Annotated in this window: 16 protein-coding genes and 1 rRNA gene; all 17 read left to right on the forward strand. The window is 47.8% G+C overall.

Going from position 1 to position 17,183, the window contains the following annotated elements; all coding sequences use genetic code 11:
- Positions 1-58 precede the first annotated feature (58 nt).
- The 17 genes from rrf (at position 59) to der (ending at position 17,116) form a co-directional block, all read left to right on the forward strand.
- A 5S ribosomal RNA gene (rrf, locus tag ACN081_RS02005) occupies positions 59-175 on the forward strand.
- 194 nt (positions 176-369) lie between these two features.
- On the forward strand, positions 370-1,614 hold the full coding sequence (locus ACN081_RS02010; RefSeq protein WP_419106783.1) for a hypothetical protein: 1,245 nt from the start codon (positions 370-372) through the stop codon (positions 1,612-1,614).
- A gap of 1 nt (position 1,615) precedes the next feature.
- Positions 1,616-2,611, forward strand: coding sequence for an HAD-IIA family hydrolase (locus ACN081_RS02015; protein WP_419106784.1), 996 nt, complete (start codon positions 1,616-1,618; stop codon positions 2,609-2,611).
- A complete protein-coding gene (locus ACN081_RS02020) occupies positions 2,598-2,795 on the forward strand; it encodes a hypothetical protein (RefSeq protein WP_419106785.1) in 198 nt (65 codons plus the stop codon). The genes ACN081_RS02015 and ACN081_RS02020 overlap by 14 nt, the downstream gene beginning before the upstream one ends.
- Positions 2,792-3,520 carry a TlyA family RNA methyltransferase gene (locus ACN081_RS02025; RefSeq protein ID WP_419106786.1) on the forward strand — a complete coding sequence of 243 codons (729 nt, stop codon included), beginning with the start codon at positions 2,792-2,794 and terminating at the stop codon, positions 3,518-3,520. Before ACN081_RS02020 ends, ACN081_RS02025 begins: the two co-directional genes overlap by 4 nt.
- A 47-nt stretch (positions 3,521-3,567) precedes the next feature.
- Positions 3,568-4,527: an NAD kinase gene (locus ACN081_RS02030; protein ID WP_419102966.1), complete on the forward strand. Its 960-nt coding sequence runs from the start codon at positions 3,568-3,570 to the stop codon at positions 4,525-4,527.
- 15 nt (positions 4,528-4,542) lie between these two features.
- A complete protein-coding gene (gene recN / locus ACN081_RS02035) occupies positions 4,543-6,270 on the forward strand; it encodes a DNA repair protein RecN (protein ID WP_419106787.1) in 1,728 nt (575 codons plus the stop codon).
- A 29-nt stretch (positions 6,271-6,299) separates the two neighbouring features.
- Entirely contained in the window at positions 6,300-7,982 is a 1,683-nt protein-coding gene (locus tag ACN081_RS02040; RefSeq protein ID WP_419102968.1) for a CTP synthase, read from the forward strand.
- Positions 7,983-8,136: 154 nt separating this feature from the next.
- Positions 8,137-8,823, forward strand: a complete 687-nt coding sequence (locus ACN081_RS02045) for an NUDIX domain-containing protein (RefSeq protein WP_419106788.1) — start codon at positions 8,137-8,139, stop codon at positions 8,821-8,823.
- Between the two features lie 12 nt (positions 8,824-8,835).
- A complete protein-coding gene (gene xerD / locus ACN081_RS02050) occupies positions 8,836-9,810 on the forward strand; it encodes a site-specific tyrosine recombinase XerD (RefSeq protein WP_419106789.1) in 975 nt (324 codons plus the stop codon).
- 70 nt (positions 9,811-9,880) lie between these two features.
- Positions 9,881-10,747 (forward strand): ParA family protein, encoded by an 867-nt coding sequence (locus tag ACN081_RS02055; protein ID WP_419106790.1) that lies wholly within the window; start codon positions 9,881-9,883, stop codon positions 10,745-10,747.
- Positions 10,748-10,855: 108 nt separating this feature from the next.
- Positions 10,856-11,725 (forward strand): segregation and condensation protein A, encoded by an 870-nt coding sequence (locus ACN081_RS02060; protein WP_419106791.1) that lies wholly within the window; start codon positions 10,856-10,858, stop codon positions 11,723-11,725.
- 2 nt (positions 11,726-11,727) lie between these two features.
- Entirely contained in the window at positions 11,728-12,552 is an 825-nt protein-coding gene (scpB, locus tag ACN081_RS02065) for an SMC-Scp complex subunit ScpB (RefSeq protein ID WP_419106792.1), read from the forward strand.
- 103 nt (positions 12,553-12,655) lie between these two features.
- Positions 12,656-13,636, forward strand: a complete 981-nt coding sequence (locus tag ACN081_RS02070; protein WP_419106793.1) for a pseudouridine synthase — start codon at positions 12,656-12,658, stop codon at positions 13,634-13,636.
- A gap of 15 nt (positions 13,637-13,651) precedes the next feature.
- On the forward strand, positions 13,652-14,800 hold the full coding sequence (locus ACN081_RS02075; protein ID WP_419106794.1) for a prephenate dehydrogenase: 1,149 nt from the start codon (positions 13,652-13,654) through the stop codon (positions 14,798-14,800).
- 20 nt (positions 14,801-14,820) lie between these two features.
- Positions 14,821-15,510 carry a (d)CMP kinase gene (cmk, locus tag ACN081_RS02080; protein WP_419106795.1) on the forward strand — a complete coding sequence of 230 codons (690 nt, stop codon included), beginning with the start codon at positions 14,821-14,823 and terminating at the stop codon, positions 15,508-15,510.
- 31 nt (positions 15,511-15,541) lie between these two features.
- On the forward strand, positions 15,542-17,116 hold the full coding sequence (gene der / locus ACN081_RS02085; RefSeq protein ID WP_419106796.1) for a ribosome biogenesis GTPase Der: 1,575 nt from the start codon (positions 15,542-15,544) through the stop codon (positions 17,114-17,116).
- The last annotated feature ends 67 nt before the right edge of the window (positions 17,117-17,183 follow it).

Consider the following 17,183-nt stretch of genomic DNA (forward strand, 5'->3'; position numbering starts at 1 on the left):
CTAATAACAAACCACAAGAGTTATAAAACTTTTGCAGGTATTGATTATTAAATAGATTTGCGGTGATTATATCGTAGGGGAAACGCCCGGTTCCATCCCGAACCCGGAAGCTAAGACCTACCGAGCCGATGGTACTGCACTGGGGACGGTGTGGGAGAGTAGGTTGTTGCCGCATTATTATTTGAAGGGGGATTTCTTCCAGGTAAAACTGGTAGAAATCCTCCTTTTTTGTTACCTATATTGAGTAACGTGTAAGAGAAAACGCATCAACACTTTTGATGTGTCGATAGCTCATCCTGAAATACCTCGATAAACTATATATTCAACGCCATAACGTGAATCATCTTCACAATAATAGAGGAGCATAATTTGTCTGACTACTCCCGCCGTGACGCGCGCCAGAACAACGATCGAAAAGATCAAGGAGGAAAAGCTCAACGACCTGACCGTCAGCGTTCTGCTTCTCGTGGAGAATACACAAAGAGCTTTGGCAACCACAAAAAGTTTAATGACCGTGGTCGTGACGGAGAAAAACGCTACTCAAAAGATACAGAACGTTCTTCTTCAGCCCGTCGCCCTTCCCGCGATAATAACCGCTCTGAACGTTCCTACCAAGACCGTAACAAAGGCGGACGACGCTATAACAACGAAAATAAACCTCAAGGTGGACATCGCCGTGGAGGAGTAGAACAGCGTGAAGAGCGTTTTGCCCGTAAAGAAGGCTACCGTCCGGCACGCCCACAAGCTCCAGAGCTAGACACTGATGTGACCGGTCGTGAACTTGAAGGATACATCCTTCGTGAGCTACGAGCTCTCGAAAAAGATAACGCCGAAGTTGTGGCAAAACATCTTGTTATGGCAGGACGATACCTCGAACTTGATCCACAATTCGCGTTAGAACACGCCGTTGCCGCTACTCGCCGTGCAGGACGTATTGGAACAGTGCGTGAAGCAGCAGGAGTCGCCGCATATGTTGCTGAAAACTATGACTTATGCCTTCGTGAACTTCGCACACACCGTCGTATCAGCGGTTCCAACCAACATTTAGCGTTACTAATCGACAGCGAACGAGCTCTAGGACGTATCGATAAAGCCCTAGAAATGGCAGAACAATTCCGCTTCGACCAAGACTTACAACCTGCAACTCGCGTCGAAATCGCTCTTGTACTTTCAGGTATTCATCATGATCAAGGCAACTTGCAAGATGCAATGAAAGCACTAGAAATCCCCGAGCTGAACAGCAAACGTGGATTCGAATACAGTCCACGTCTCTTCTCCGCATACGCGAATCTTCTCGAAGAAGCTGGACGCGGTAAAGAAGCAGCACGTTGGAACCGTCTTGCTTTCATGACCGAAGCAGCTTTAGGCCAAGGAAACTTCGTAGAGCCTGAAATTTTTGATATTTTCGCTGAAGAAGAACTCCTTGAACCAGAAGAACCTTCAGTAGATATTAGTGAATTAGAGTCTCAAGCTGAAAACTCGACATCACAAGCACCTACTGAAGAAGACACTATAGAAGAGACTGACTCAGCATCTACTGAAGAATCACCGGCTGAAGAAGAATCTTCTGTAGCCGACGAGAAAACTACCGATAAAACATCCAAAGAAGCATAGTATGTTAATCAAAAAACATGATGCTATTCTGAGCGACCTTGACGGCGTCGTCTACGCTGGCCTGCATGCAATTGACGGCGCACCTCAAGCGCTTAACCGTGCAGAATACGAAGGTGTACCTGTCGCATTTGTGACAAATAATGCTTCACGAAGCGTCGAAACCATTGCAGAACACTTACGTTCTCTAGGGGTAGACACCTCAGCAGAACGTATTGTTAGCTCTGCACAAGCTGCAGCAGAACTCTTACGAGAACACCTTAAAACAGGGGCAAAAGTTCTGATTACAGGAACTCAAGATCTTGCAGACTGTGTTGAAGCAGCAGGTTTTAAAGCGGTTTACCACCAGACAGAAAATCCTCAAGCTGTTGTTCAAGGTTTTAACCCAAAAATGGTATGGGAAAACTTAGCCGAAGCATCCTTTACCCTAGCGGACCCAGAAATTCTGTGGATTGCAACCAACACTGACTGGACTATTCCACAAGCCCGTGGAATGGCCCCCGGCAACGGCACACTAGTCTATGCCGTTGCTAAAGCAACGGGTAGAACACCATATATTGCAGGGAAACCAGAAGCCGCAATCTTCAGAACTGGAGCTCAAAAACTCAAGAGTAGCGCACCAGTTGTTGTAGGAGACCGTCTTGACACCGATATTCGCGGTGGAAATAAAGCCGGTATGGCAACTGCTTGCGTTCTGACCGGCGTAGAAAGCTATCAAAGTATTCTGCAGGCGCCAGTTCAAGACCGTCCAGACTATATTCTGGCCACATTAAACGACTTCTTCACAGAATATCCAACAATAAATATTAACGTTACCGAGGGCCTCTACAGGGCTGACGGTGCAGGATACTCTGCCGTAACCGAGGGTAAGACCCTCACCGTGACCGGTCGTGGAGAAGAACTTAACGCATGGCGAGTAGCTTGTGCTGCATGGTGGGCAGCGCATCCACAACAAAAAGAAAGCTGCCAACCGGAAGAAATTATTCGTGACAAACGATAATGCACGCGACAAACTTTCCTCAGAGGAAGAAGCTGAAAGATTAGATTCTTCCTACGTAGAACATTTTATCTATCAGCTAGAACAGGCCGAGACTCTAGATACCATGGACCAAAAAACTCAAGAACTTTGGTCCCTGATCAACGGGTTAGAGGACTATCTTCAAAAGGGTGACTCTTTAGAGTGAGACTCGATAAAGAACTCGTGAACCGTAACTTAGCTCGATCACGGACTCTCGCTCAGAAACTCATTCACGATAGTTTCGTGTCGGTCAACGGCGTCATCGTCACAAAAAGTTCCTACGACGTGCTACTTCAGGACACTCTTACGGTGCACGATAGTGAGCATACCCAATATGTGTCCCGAGCAGGACATAAACTGATGGGCGCATTAAAAATCTTCTCTGACGTTAGAGTCACTGGCAAATACTGTCTTGATGCTGGGGCCTCTACCGGAGGATTTACAGATGTCTTACTCCAACAAGGTGCAGCGCACGTTGCCGCAGTTGACGTAGGACATGACCAGCTCGTTCCTGAACTACGAGAAGACCCACGCGTTAGTGTCTATGAGGGGATGAACGTTAGATATTTACGTTTAAAAGATATCGGAGGAGCAGTAGATCTTACTGTTTCTGACCTCTCTTTTATCTCTTTAACCCTGGTCATGGACGCATTAGCCCAAGCAACTAAAATGGGTGGAGACCTCCTGCTGATGATTAAACCCCAATTTGAAGTGGGCCAACATAAAATTGGGCGTGGGGGAGTCGTCAGCGATCCAACAGCACACCAAGAAGCTATCGAAAAAGTCTCTTTGAGCGCTAAAAGCTGCGGACTTAACATTGCCGGTCTTGAAAAAAGTCCATTACCGGGACAAGACGGAAATCAAGAATTTTTCCTTTGGTGTACTAAATAGTGCAGGCTAGCTCAACCTCAACGCAAAAGTGCCATAAGATTTATAAGGTGAGCACCTCAACACAAAAGAACTCTTTTTCTCGAAAAATTCTCGTCTTTGCACATACCGGACGTGAAGAAGCCCGACGGGCGGCACGTACCGTATGCACTCAGCTACACGAATCGGGGCTAATTCCCGTCCTTGAACGTAGCGACCTCGAATGTCTCGTTGAGGGGTGGCAAGACCCCGTACCCGTCGCGGTTGCTCGTGAAGCAGTAGCACTCGTTGACGTTGAACTAGGGATTGTCCTTGGTGGCGACGGCTCTATTCTGCGTGCAGCAGAAAAAGTACGTCATACAGATATTCCCCTCGTTGGTGTTAACCTCGGGCACGTTGGCTTTCTAGCCGAATCTGAAGAATCTGATCTTCAAGAGACCGTGCAATGCATCGTTGAAAATAACTACACCGTCGAAGAACGCATGGCTATTGAGGTAAAAGCATGGCACGGGCATCAAAAATTAGTCGAAACATGGGCTCTGAACGAAGCAAGTGTTGAAAAAAGTAACCGCGCAAAAATGATTGAGGTAGTTATCGAAGTCGACAAACGTCCGTTGAGCACCTTTGGGTGTGACGGGGTTGTTATGGCAACACCAACCGGCTCAACAGCTTATGCTTTCTCTGGTGGCGGACCTATCGTATGGCCAGAAGTGGAAGCAATGCTTATCGTACCGTTATCTGCACATGCTCTTTTCTCCCGTCCTCTCGTGACCGCGCCGACTTCTTTGCTTGCCGTTGAACTGTTACCTCATAATGGGGTGACCGGCGTATTGTGGTGTGATGGACGCCGAACTATTGACTTACCCGCTGGTGCACGAGTCGAAGTATCACGATCAGATAAGTACGTTCGTCTAGCACGAATACATACAGCACCATTCTCCGAACGTCTTGTCGCAAAATTTGAACTTCCTATTCGCGGTTGGCGTGGACCCTATAACGCAATCCATGATGAAAAAGCATCCCAAGAATAAGAGAGACACTATTTTATGATTGAAGAGATTCATCTGCGTGACGTGGGTGTTATTACTGATGCTCGCCTGCCGCTAGAACCGGGGTTTTCTGTGTTGACTGGCGAAACTGGAGCCGGTAAAACAATGGTTGTTACTGCCCTCGGCATGTTACTTGGTGCACGTAGTGACGCTGGAACGGTACGAAGCGGTGCGAAGAACGCTTTAGCTGAAGCCGTGATGCGTTTGCCTAAAAACCATAAAGCTCTTGCTCTAGCAGAAGACGCTGGAGGTAGTTTCGACCATATTGATCAAAACCAGTGCGAATTGTTATTGGCTCGTACTGTCTCTGCTCAAGGACGTTCACGTGCTCATGTTGGCGGTTGTTCTGCACCTATCGGAAAATTAGCGGAAATTGGTCAAACCCTTGTGGCGGTGCACGGACAATCGGACCAGATTCGTTTGAAATCTTCTGCAGAGCAACGACGAGCCCTTGACTCTTATGCTGGTGATGAGCTGTCCAATATACAACGCGATTATCAGCAGCATTATGAGCGTTATCGCCATATTGCAACGGAGCTACGTCAAGTGCGCGAGAATACTCGTGAGAGAGCTCTTGAAGCGCAAACATTAGAAAGCGCTTTAAACGAAATTAACGCAATAGAACCTCTTCTTGGTGAAGATGAAAAATTAGCTCAAGAAAGTTTAAGACTAACAAATATTGAGTCTTTACGTTCTGCCGCGCAGACAGCTTTAGCAGCTTTAACAGGAGCAGAATACCTCGAAGCTGAGAGCGCTAACGTCCTTGCCTTATTAGATACAGCTCGTTCTGCTTTAGAGGTGGAATCTTCTTCAGACGAGCAACTGGCGGCGCTAGTGCAACGACTCAATGACGCGCTGATACAGATTACGGATATTGCTGAAGAGCTATCGTCCTATACCTCGAATTTAGATAGTGAAGGCCCCCAGCGTTTAGCACAAGTTCAAGAGCGCTTAGCTCAGCTGAAGACTCTTACTCGCAAATATGGTTCAGATATTGCTGAAGTGCTTCAATGGGCAGAAGAATCTCAAGAACGTCTTTTGACGTTGAACGATGATCCACACCGCATTGAAGAGCTTGAAGACGAACTGCAAGACCTTCGAGAACGTCTTCAACGGCAAGCTGAACAGATGTTGCAGATCAGGCAGCGTACAGCGAAGAAACTTGCTCATGCTGTGTCTGAGGAATTGAGCGCTTTAGCTATGCCTCATGCCGAACTTGTTGTTGACGTTCAAGAGAGCGCAAAGTTCACGCCTTCTGGCAAAGACACTATTGAGTTTTTACTTAAACCGCATGAGAAGGCTACGGCTCGTCCCTTAGGAAAAGGTGCTTCTGGTGGTGAGCTTTCTCGTGTGATGTTAGCGCTTGAAGTTGTTTTGGCAGAAGTTGACCCCGTCCCTACTTTTATTTTTGACGAGGTAGACTCTGGGGTAGGCGGTAAAGCTGCTGTTGAGATTGGTCGGAGACTAGCGATGCTCGCTCAACATGTTCAGGTTCTGGTGGTCACACATTTGCCTCAAGTTGCGGCTTTTGCTGATCAACATATTCTTGTGATGAAGAATGATGATGCTTCGCTATCGAAGGTTAAAGTGCTTGATGAACAAGAACGTGTCGTAGAGTTAGCTCGTATGCTAGCCGGACATGACGAATCTCTCTCTGCTCAAGAACATGCAAGAGAACTGCTGAAAAATGGGAAGAACATCTCACGACCTGCTCACGTGCAATAGGTGAGTGGTGTTGGCTCAGAAGAATATCAATGATAAGGTGGAATTCCGTGGCGAATGAAAAAAAGACTTCAGATAACGGCAAAGTAACACATCAGATTTTTGTGACTGGTGGTGTAGCTTCATCCCTCGGTAAAGGACTTTCAGCATCTTCTCTAGGGCGTCTACTACGCTCTCGTGGTCTATCCGTGACGATGCAAAAGTTTGACCCCTACCTCAACGTAGACCCCGGTACGATGAACCCCTTCCAACATGGAGAAGTTTTTGTAACAGATGATGGGGCAGAAACAGACCTTGACATCGGTCACTACGAACGTTTCCTTGACGAAAATCTCGACCAGTCTTCCAACGTAACAACCGGACAAGTCTATTCTACTGTTATCGCTAAAGAGCGTCGCGGTGAATACCTTGGCGATACCGTTCAGGTTATTCCTCATATCACTGATGAAATTAAACGTCGTATGAGAGTACCTGCAACACGCGAAGATGCACCCGATATTATCATTACTGAAATTGGTGGAACTGTTGGTGATATTGAATCTCAGCCGTTCCTTGAAGCTGCCCGACAAGTTCGCCGAGACGTCGGACGAAATAATGTCTTCTTCCTACACGTGTCCTTAGTGCCTTTTATTGGGCCTTCCGGAGAGCTCAAAACTAAACCTACTCAGCATTCAGTTGCTGCGCTTCGTGGTTTGGGTATTATTCCTGATGGGCTCGTCCTTCGATGCGAACGAGAAGTTCCAGAATCTCATAAGAAGAAAATTGGGAACGCTTGCGATGTTGACCCTGAAGCAGTTATCTCTTGCGCTGATGCGCCTAGCATCTATGACATCCCTAAAACTCTTCACAGCCAAGGGCTAGACACCTATATCCTTGATTATCTTGGTCTTGACTATCAAGAGGCTGACTTTGCCGAATGGAACAAAGTTCTCACCGCTGTACACCAGCCGCAATCTGAGGTTAATGTTGCCCTCGTCGGAAAATATATTGACCTACCTGACGCGTATCTTTCTGTCTCTGAGGCCTTACGTGCTGGAGGCTTTGCAAACAACGCTAAAGTGAACGTCAAATGGGTAGCGGCTGACCTCTGCGCCACTGACGAAGATGCTGCACACCAACTACGTGAGATGGACGCAGTCCTCGTTCCTGGTGGTTTTGGTATTCGTGGTCTTGACGGTAAAATTGGGGCACTCAAATATGCGCGTGAACATCACATTCCAACATTAGGCATTTGCCTAGGTCTACAGTCAATGGTGATTGAATACGCGCGCAATGTGCTAGAAATTCGTGATGCATCATCAACAGAATTTGATCCTGAAACACCATCACCGCTCATCGCCACTATCAAAGAACAACAACAATTTGTTGAGGGCGCCGGAGACCTTGGCGGAACGATGCGCCTTGGCCTTTACCCCGCAACTTTAAACGCTGATTCTGTCGTAGCGAAGACCTACGGTGCTACTGAAGTTTCAGAACGTCACCGCCACCGTTACGAAGTTAACAACGAATATCGTGAACAGCTAGAAAAGGCTGGACTTGTTATCAGTGGTGTATCTCCTGACGGAAATCTCGTAGAATACGTTGAACTCCCTGAAGATGTACATCCTTATTACGTCGCAACGCAGGCACACCCCGAATACCGTTCTCGCCCAACACGACCACACCCATTGTTTGTTGGTCTAATTAGGGCAGCGCTTGCACAACGTGCAAAATAACGGGGTAATAAAAAACCTGAGGTAAGAAAGTCGGGTACTGGAGAAAAACACTCTGGCACCCGACTTTCTGTATCTTGTCTATTATCGATAGTTGTACCGTATACCTCGGTTGTAGACTGATATATGTTTGAGACAATATCAGGAAGGTTCCATCATGCATCTCTCGTCAGAAGAGCTGACCGATGATATCGATCCACGCCCCCTGCACCGGCGAGAACTCCTCTGCGGTGGTCGTATCTGGGATGTTGTGAGAGAAAGCGTCTCTCTCACCGAAGAATCAAAACCCTTTGAACGGGACTTCTTAGACCACCCAGGTGCTGTTGCGATTGCAGTATTGAATGAAGAACAGCAAATTCTTCTGATTCGTCAATACCGTCACCCCGTGCGTGCGAACCTTTGGGAAATACCTGCTGGACTATTAGATGTGGCAGGAGAAACTCCTCTCGAAGCGGCACAACGAGAACTCGCTGAAGAAGCTTTTCTGAGAGCCAAACAATGGGATACGTTAATGGAGTTCTATAATTCTCCAGGAGGAAGTACCGAAACCTGCCGAGTATTCTTAGCACGAGATATTACCCCTATTGATCAAGAACACCAGCATATTCGAGAAGATGAAGAATCTGAGATTGTGATGCGTTGGGTCAACCTTGATGACGCGGTTACGGCCGTCCTCTCCGGCAGAATACACAATCCTAGTGCGACCAACGCGATTCTTGCTACCTATGTAGCCCATCAACAGAATTTTGCTCATCTTTATTCTGCTCACGCACCATTTGAAGCGCATCCTCGGTACAGAACAAAAGATTACATCGGGCCTATCAGCCCAGCAGAAAAATCATAAGATTATATTTCTATGACAACACCTTCAACACCAACAGCTGTACATCGTGGCATAGAACAATATCTGCAATTTCTCACTATCGAACGATCCCTGAGTAAAAATACGGTGGAGTCCTATCGGCGTGATCTACAACGATACGAAACATTTTTGACGCAGAACGCAATCATTTCTCCTCACGCCATCACCTCAAAACACATCCGTGATTTTGTCACCGAGCTTGCAACCAGAGACTCTCCAGAACAGAAACCGCTCAGCGTACGTAGCGTAGCAAGAGCTGTTGTTGCGGTGAGAGGACTACACCGTTTTTGGTTTAAAGAAAACACCACAAAAGACGACCCCGCATCTCATATTCAACCACCTAAAATCGCGTCAAGACTACCTAAAGGTATTTCTTATGAAGAAGTTAAAGCTCTTCTAGAAAGCCCCGATAAACAGTCCACCACAGGTCTTCGTGACCGCGCCGTCTTAGAGTTTCTATATTCCACAGGGGCACGTATCTCGGAGGTCCTTGCCCTTGACCTCGACGATATTTCTCTGCAAGAGCCCACTGTAGATACTTCTGAACAGAAACAGCGTACTGGCATGGTAAGGCTATGGGGCAAAGGATCGAAAGAAAGAATCGTTCCTGTTGGTTCGTATGCCGTACAAGCCATAGAAGAATATTTGGTGCGCGCTCGCCCCATACTTGCTCAGCAGGGCAAAGGAACCCCCGCACTATTTTTGAACGCTCGCGGTGGACGTTTAGGGCGTCAAGGAGCATGGCTCATGATTAAGAGCGCTGCAGAACGCTCGGGTATCGTCTCAGATATTTCTCCGCACACACTCAGACATTCTTATGCTACGCATCTGTTAGAAGGTGGAGCAGATATCCGTGTTGTTCAAGAACTTTTAGGTCATGCTTCACTGACAACAACCCAGATTTACACTAAAGTTACGGCAGAAACGTTACGCGAAGTCTTCGCTGCAACTCATCCACGAGCTCTTTAACCAGAGATAATTTGACTCTAGGCTGTACTCTAGAGAGAGAACAATTTTCGGTTTCATAAAGGTAATGCACATGAATAAATCTTTTGATGATCATTCACAGACTGGTCCAACAGGTCGTCCTTTGCGGACATACCCTGATCCTGCGCCACTGCAAACCCACGGCCCAGCTCGTATTATTTCTATGGTGAACCAAAAAGGTGGGGTTGGTAAAACCACCTCAACTATTAACCTTGGCGCGGCTCTTGCCGAATGCGGGCGACGCGTCCTACTCGTTGATTTTGACCCACAAGGCGCACTATCAGCCGGTTTTGGTGCTAACCCACACGAGCTAGACCTAACGGTATATAACGTCATGATGGACCGTAACGTTGATATTCGCGAGGTTATTCAAAGCACCAACGTCGAAAATATTGACTTACTCCCTGCAAATATTGACCTTTCTGCGGCTGAAGTTCAGCTCGTGAACGAAGTCGCTCGTGAACAAGTCTTAGCTAGTGCTCTACGCAAAGTGGCTCATAAATACGATGTTATTCTGATTGATTGTCAGCCTTCTCTTGGTCTTTTAACTGTCAATGCGCTTACAGCTAGTGACGGCGTCATCATTCCTCTTATTTGTGAGTTCTTCGCCCTGCGCGCGGTCGCCTTATTGGTGGATTCTATCGAGAAAGTGCAAGAGCGCCTCAATCCTAAACTTCAAATTGACGGTGTTCTCGCAACTATGTTTGATTCGCGTACCTTGCATTCTAAAGAAGTGCTCGCTCGTATTATTGACGCCTTTGGAGACAAAGTTTTCGATACCGTCATTAAACGAACCGTTAAATTCCCTGATGCAAGCGTTTCTGCAGAACCTATTTTGTCGTATGCTGCGACCCATCCGGGGGCAGAAGCCTACCGCCAATTAGCACGTGAACTGATCAGCCGTGGTGGTGCCGCCTAAACGTGGGCAAAGCTACCCGCTCATACCCTTGCACTTTTCTTCTGTTCTACGGCAGAATCGTGGTAAGGACATCAACCTATATCTTTTTAAGAAGGACCTGCTACATCTATGACGACAGAGCCGGTCGCTGCCGTGATGGCACCGACATCCACTACCTCAGACGAGAGAACACCAACACCCTTCAACCTTACTCTTGAGAACTTTGAAGGGCCGTTTGACCTTTTACTCTCCCTGATTACTCGCCGTAAACTCGACATCACAGATATTGCTTTATCTGAAGTGACCGATGAATTTATGGAGTATATTTCGGCTCTTTATCAGCAACACCATCCTCAGGCGTTAGATACCGCCAGCGATTTTTTGGTTACTGCAGCAACACTTCTAGAGCTCAAAGCTTCCCGACTATTACCACGCGATACCACCGCTGAAAATAACTATGATGCAGCCTTATTAGAAGCTCGAGACTTACTCTTCGCACGACTCTTGCAATACCGTGCCTATCGAGAAGTCTCAGAATACTTGAACACCAGATACGAGCAAGAATCACACCGCTTTGCTCGAGAAGTCGCCCTCGAACCTCATCTTGTAAAGGTTCTCCCCGAACTTGTTTTTAACACTGGCATCGAAGAATTTGCGCGCATTGCTGCTCGAGCATTAAAGCTCAAAGAGTTAGAAACAGTTCATACACCAGAACCAACCGTCAACACCGAACATTTACAAGAACCTCTCACGACCATTGCCGCAGAAGAAGAACATATTAAAGAACGCCTACAAGACGGCGAAGAAATATCTTTCCTCGAACTTTTACAAGGTACCAATGTCTATGAGATAGCTATCGTTCGTTTTCTGGCTCTTCTTGGGCTATACCAGCAAGGAGCCATTGCTCTACACCAAGAAAAACCTCTAGGAACGATTCGTGTAACAGCGCAATACACCCGCGAAAAAACAACGTGCACACCCATAGCGCAGGAGCAATGAAAATGTCTGAATACCCAGAAGAATACGATTACACTGCCTCCGACCTTGAACTTCTCAATTCTGGTGCATGGAACCCCGAAGACGACCAAGACCATGAAGAAGAACAATACAACTTTTCAGATACTCAAAAGAGCGTTGAAGCTCCTGAAAACCCGTGGGAAGAACCTGAAAAAGCTGAAGAATACGCAACACAAAAAACCCAACAGAAACCTGTTGTTATTCTCAACGATGAGGACATCCCACGCGTTGAACTTCAACCGGGAGGCGCTAAAGCTGCCATCGAAGCTATCCTCCTCATCGCACAAAAACCGGTACGAACTCGAGAACTATCAGAAGCTTTACTCTTACCGGAAGACGCTATAGATAACGCTTTAGACCAGCTATATCGAGAATATAATGGTTATGTTGAACAAGATATCGTACACGAACCTCGCGGGCTAGAACTCCGACGTGTAGCAGGAGGATGGCGTATCTACTCACGCGCAGATTTTAGCCCTTGGGTAGGGCGTTTTATCGGCTCAAAAGCAAACTCAAAATTGCCTAAAGCCGTGATGGAAACACTTGCAGTCATCGCCTATCAACAGCCTGTTACACGAGCGTACATTACAAGTGTTCGAGGAGCTAACGCTGATTCTGCAGTGCGAACCCTTCTCCAACGAGAGCTTATCGTCGAAACAACACCAGAACCTCACACACGGGCGCAACAATACATCACCACAGAACTTTTCCTTGAAAAACTTGGACTAGATTCTTTGGACGAATTACCACCCCTCGCCCCATACTTACCCGATGAAGACGACCTAGAAATAGCAACAAAAAACTTTTAACGAGCAGAACAGACTCCTACCTCAACACGGATAAAGACTCTTCAACTCGAACAGAAAAACTCAACACACTACGTGCTACTACAGCACAAACAGGAGAAAACACATGAGTACACAGAAACCATCCGGCCGTTCACAGAACCGATCCGGCGCTAAAAATAATCGGGGAACCACCCACCGCAAAGGTGGAATCCCCAAAGGCGGTAAAGGCAACGGCGGAAAACGTTTCCGTTCTGGAAAACCGTTCGCACAAGAACGTGGAGAATACAGACCACAACGTAATAACTCCAACTACGCCGGACCCCACCGCCCCCGCCGTCCCCGTGCAGAACCCGTAGACCACTACGAATTTTACGAACAAGACGGCGTACGACTACAAAAAGTGATGGCTCAAGCCGGCGTTGCAAGCCGTCGCGTCTGCGAACAAATGATTACTGAAGGCCGTGTCACCGTCAACGACGAACTCGTGACCGAACTCGGCGTGCGCGTCAATCCTGAAGAAGTTAGCATCCGCGTTGACGGAATTACCATTCAAACTGACGAACGTAAAATCTACATGGCATTAAACAAACCCGCCGGTGTTGTTTCTACCATGGAAGACCCTGACGGTCGCCCCTGCATCAATGACTTCCTACGCTCCTCGATGAGCCAACGCGTATTCCATGTTGGCCGTCTTGACGTAGAAACTGAAGGGCTCTTACTGCTGACCAACGACGGTGAACTAACAAACCGTCTGACACATCCTAGCTATGAGATTCCTAAAACCTATTTGGTGCAAGTTCATGGACCTGTAGAACCTGGCGTGGGCGCACACATGAAAAAGGGCATTCGTCTTGAAGACGGCGTCTCACGAGTAGATAGCTTCAAACTTGTAGACTCTACCCCCGGACACGTCCTCATTGAAGTAACAATCCACTCCGGTAAAAACCGTATCGTACGCCGTCTATTCGACGCCGCAGGATACCCAGTAGAGAAACTCGTTCGTGTACAAATGGGCCCCGTACGTATCGGCTCCCAAAAACAAGGAACGATCCGCAACCTCTCCAAAGTCGAAATTGGCCAGCTCCTCGCTTCCGTAGGCCTCTAAACAAGAGAAAAAACGATGAGCATATCACCTCATACCGGGACGTACCCACAGCCGCCAGTTCTTATTATCGGAACCGGACTGCTGGGGGCCTCCGTAGGGCTCTGCCTTCGTACTCAAGGCAGAGACGTCTACCTCGTAGACATCTCTCCTACGGTAGAAGCCATTGCTGAAGACATCGGCGCAGGAATATCTGTTCACAAACGTGCTCAAGAACGCGGACTTGAGAGCTCAGAACTTGCACAACTGCTACCTGAAGCACCACAACTTGTGGTGGTCGCTGCTCCGCCCGATGTCGTAGCACACATCGTCATCGAACAACTACAACAATGGCCTGACGCAACGGTAATAGACCTTGCCTCTGTCAAAGCACCTATTGCCCAAGCCGTTCTTGCCTCTTCGACAGAGGCACACCGTTATGTGGGCGCACACCCCATGGCAGGACGAGAACGTTCAGGGCCTGTTGCTGCACGTGCAGAACTCTTTACCTCACGCCCCTTTGTCATCTGCCCACATCAAGATTCTTCCGAAGAATCTATCAGAATTGCTCACTACTTAGGTGCAGAGCTTGGCTCCATCGTGACAACCATGGACGCTCAAGAACACGACCGCGCTGTGGCACGTATTTCACACGTGCCGCAGGTCATGAGTTCTCTACTTGCTTCCCGACTACAGGAAACACCCCTACACGCACTATCTTTAGCAGGACAAGGCTTACGAGACACCGTTCGTATCGCAGGGTCTGAACCAACCTTATGGACGCAGATTCTGGCAGCTAACGCTGAGCCTGTCCGTGAAACACTGCACGAGATACGTCAAGAACTAGACCGAATCATTTGTAGTCTTGAAAACCCTCAGGTGCAGGGCGCTCGCTTGAGTATCGCGCAGATGATTCGTGATGGTAATGCTGGTGTGGCACGTATCCCCGGAAAACATGGGGGTGCGCCTTCTGCGTTCTCACAGATTGTAGTATTGGTTGAAGACACTCCTGGGACTATCGCTCAACTCTTACAAGAAATTGGTGAGTTGGGTGTGAACATTGAGGACTTACGTCTTGAACATTCTCCAGGGCAGCCGGTTGGCATGGTAGAGCTTTCGGTCAACCCTAATGAGCATGAAAAACTAGTTGAAGATTTGACGAACGCCGGCTGGAAAGTCGTTCGATAAAGATGAAGGAAGACAAGACGATGAAAGAACTTGTAATCGCGATTGATGGACCTTCTGGTTCTGGAAAATCCTCAGTCTCTGAGCAGATTGCACGGCACTACCAGTTGGCGTACCTAGACACTGGAGCGATGTACCGTGCCCTGACTTGGTATTGCTTAGAAGAAAATATAGATCTTAACCGTCCATCAGCAATTATTGAGGCAACACAGCGTTTCCCGCTAGAACAAAGTACCACCGTTGATGAGAAGTTCTTGAAAGTGGACGGTGTAGAAGTATCTGAGCAGATTCGTTCCCCGCGCATTTCAGAGTCTGTTTCTGCTGTTGCTTCCATCCCCGAAGTGCGGTCTTTACTGGTTGCCCAACAGCGTCAAATCATCGAAGACTGCGGACGGCGTATCGTCGTTGAAGGTCGAGATATTACAACTGTTGTAGCGCCGGATGCTCATGCGCGTGTACTGCTGACAGCTTCTGAAGAGGTTCGAATGGCTCGTCGTGGTATTCAGCTTGGAGGAACACAGAACCAGCAGCAGCTACAAAAACAGGTTGCTGAACGTGACGCCAAAGATTCCCAAGTTAATAACTTTATGGAAGCTGCTGAAGGCGTCGCTTTGGTGGATTCGTCTGAACTAGATTTTGAACAGACGATTCTTGCTGTGCGTCAAGCCATCGAAGAGCAGATTCAATCCAATAGTGCATTAGACTTGAACTAAATAGAATAAGAGCGAAGAGAAAAGAATTTCTATGGTAGAGAATACTACGCCAGAGCGCGATGAATATGAGAAAAAATATCTAGGCGACGGTAACGACAACGTATCAGAACGTTTAGCGCAGATTGATGACGAGACCGCTGAACAGCGTGCTGAAGCGTTACGTGCAGGTCTTGAAGACTACGCTCTAGAAGATGAAGACCGCCAGCTACTTGGCGCATGGGGCTTCGACACTAACGAGGACGAGACCGAAGAAGCTGACCCCGTTGTTGCTATTGTCGGCCGTCCAAACGTCGGTAAATCCACTATTATTAACCGTATTTTGGGGCGCCGTGAGGCTGTTGTAGAAGACAAGCCGGGTGTAACTCGTGACCGTGTCTCTTATAAAGCAGAGTGGAACGGAAAAGATTTCACTCTTGTTGACACCGGCGGATGGGAAGCTGATGCTAAAGGCATCGATGCACAGGTTGCTGCTCAAGCCGAAATTGCTGTAGCTCATGCTGACGTCGTGCTATTAGTAGTAGATGCAATGGTTGGTATTTCTGCAACGGATGAAGCAATTGTTCGTATGCTACGTCGCATTGATAAGCCTCTTTTGCTGATTGCTAACAAGGTGGATGCTGAACATCAAGAGGCAGAAATTCATAACCTGTGGTCTTTGGGTATGGGACAGCCTTATCCGGTGTCTGGTTTGCACGGTCGTGGACTTGCCGACCTTCTCGATGCGTTGTACGAAGTGATGCCTGAACATTCTCAGTATGCTGAGCCAGAAGCGTTAGGTGGTCCTCGTCGTGTAGCTCTTGTAGGTCGTCCCAACGTGGGTAAATCATCGCTGTTGAACAAACTTGCTGGTGAAGAACGAGCTGTGGTGAACGACCTTGCTGGCACAACGCGTGACCCTGTAGACGAGATTGTGGAGCTAGGGGACCGCCCTTGGCGTTTTGTTGATACCGCAGGTATCCGTCGCCGTGTGCATATGGCAAAGGGAGCGGACTTCTATGCTTCTTTGAGGACGCAGACTGCTATTGAACGTTCTGAAGTGTGTGTTGTTCTACTCGATGTTTCTGAGACTATCTCTGAACAGGACATTCGTATTATTCAGCAAGTTGTTGATTCTGGGCGCGCTCTCGTGCTGGCCTTTAACAAGTGGGACGCTCTTAATGAAGAACGTCGAGACCAGCTAGAACGTGAAATTGATCGTGACCTTGCCCATGTTGCGTGGGCTCCTCGCGTCAATATTTCTGCACGTACGGGATGGCACAAGGACAAACTTGTTCCTGCTTTGGAAACAGCTCTTGAATCATGGGATTCTCGTATTCCTACAGGTCGTCTTAACGCTTTCTTGGGTGAGATTGTTGCTGCTCATCCGCATCCGCTACGTGGTGGTAAGCAGCCTCGTATCCTGTTTGGTACACAGGTGTCTTCTCGCCCTCCAAAGTTTGTTCTCTTCACAACTGGTTTCTTGGACCCTGGATATCGTCGGTTCATTATGCGTCGTTTGCGTGAGACCTTCGAATATACGGGTACTCCTCTTGAAATTTCGATGCGTGTGCGTGAACGCCGTCAACTTGATAAGAAGCGTCAGTCTTCTAAAGGCTCTCGCCGCTAAATAGTATCTATTGTGTGATGCTGTGTTGCGTATGGTGTATCTCATGAACTGACGCAACACAGTATCA

Source organism: Rothia sp. P13129 (assembly GCF_048512865.1).
In the GTDB taxonomy this organism is placed as follows: Bacteria; Actinomycetota; Actinomycetes; order Actinomycetales; family Micrococcaceae; genus Rothia.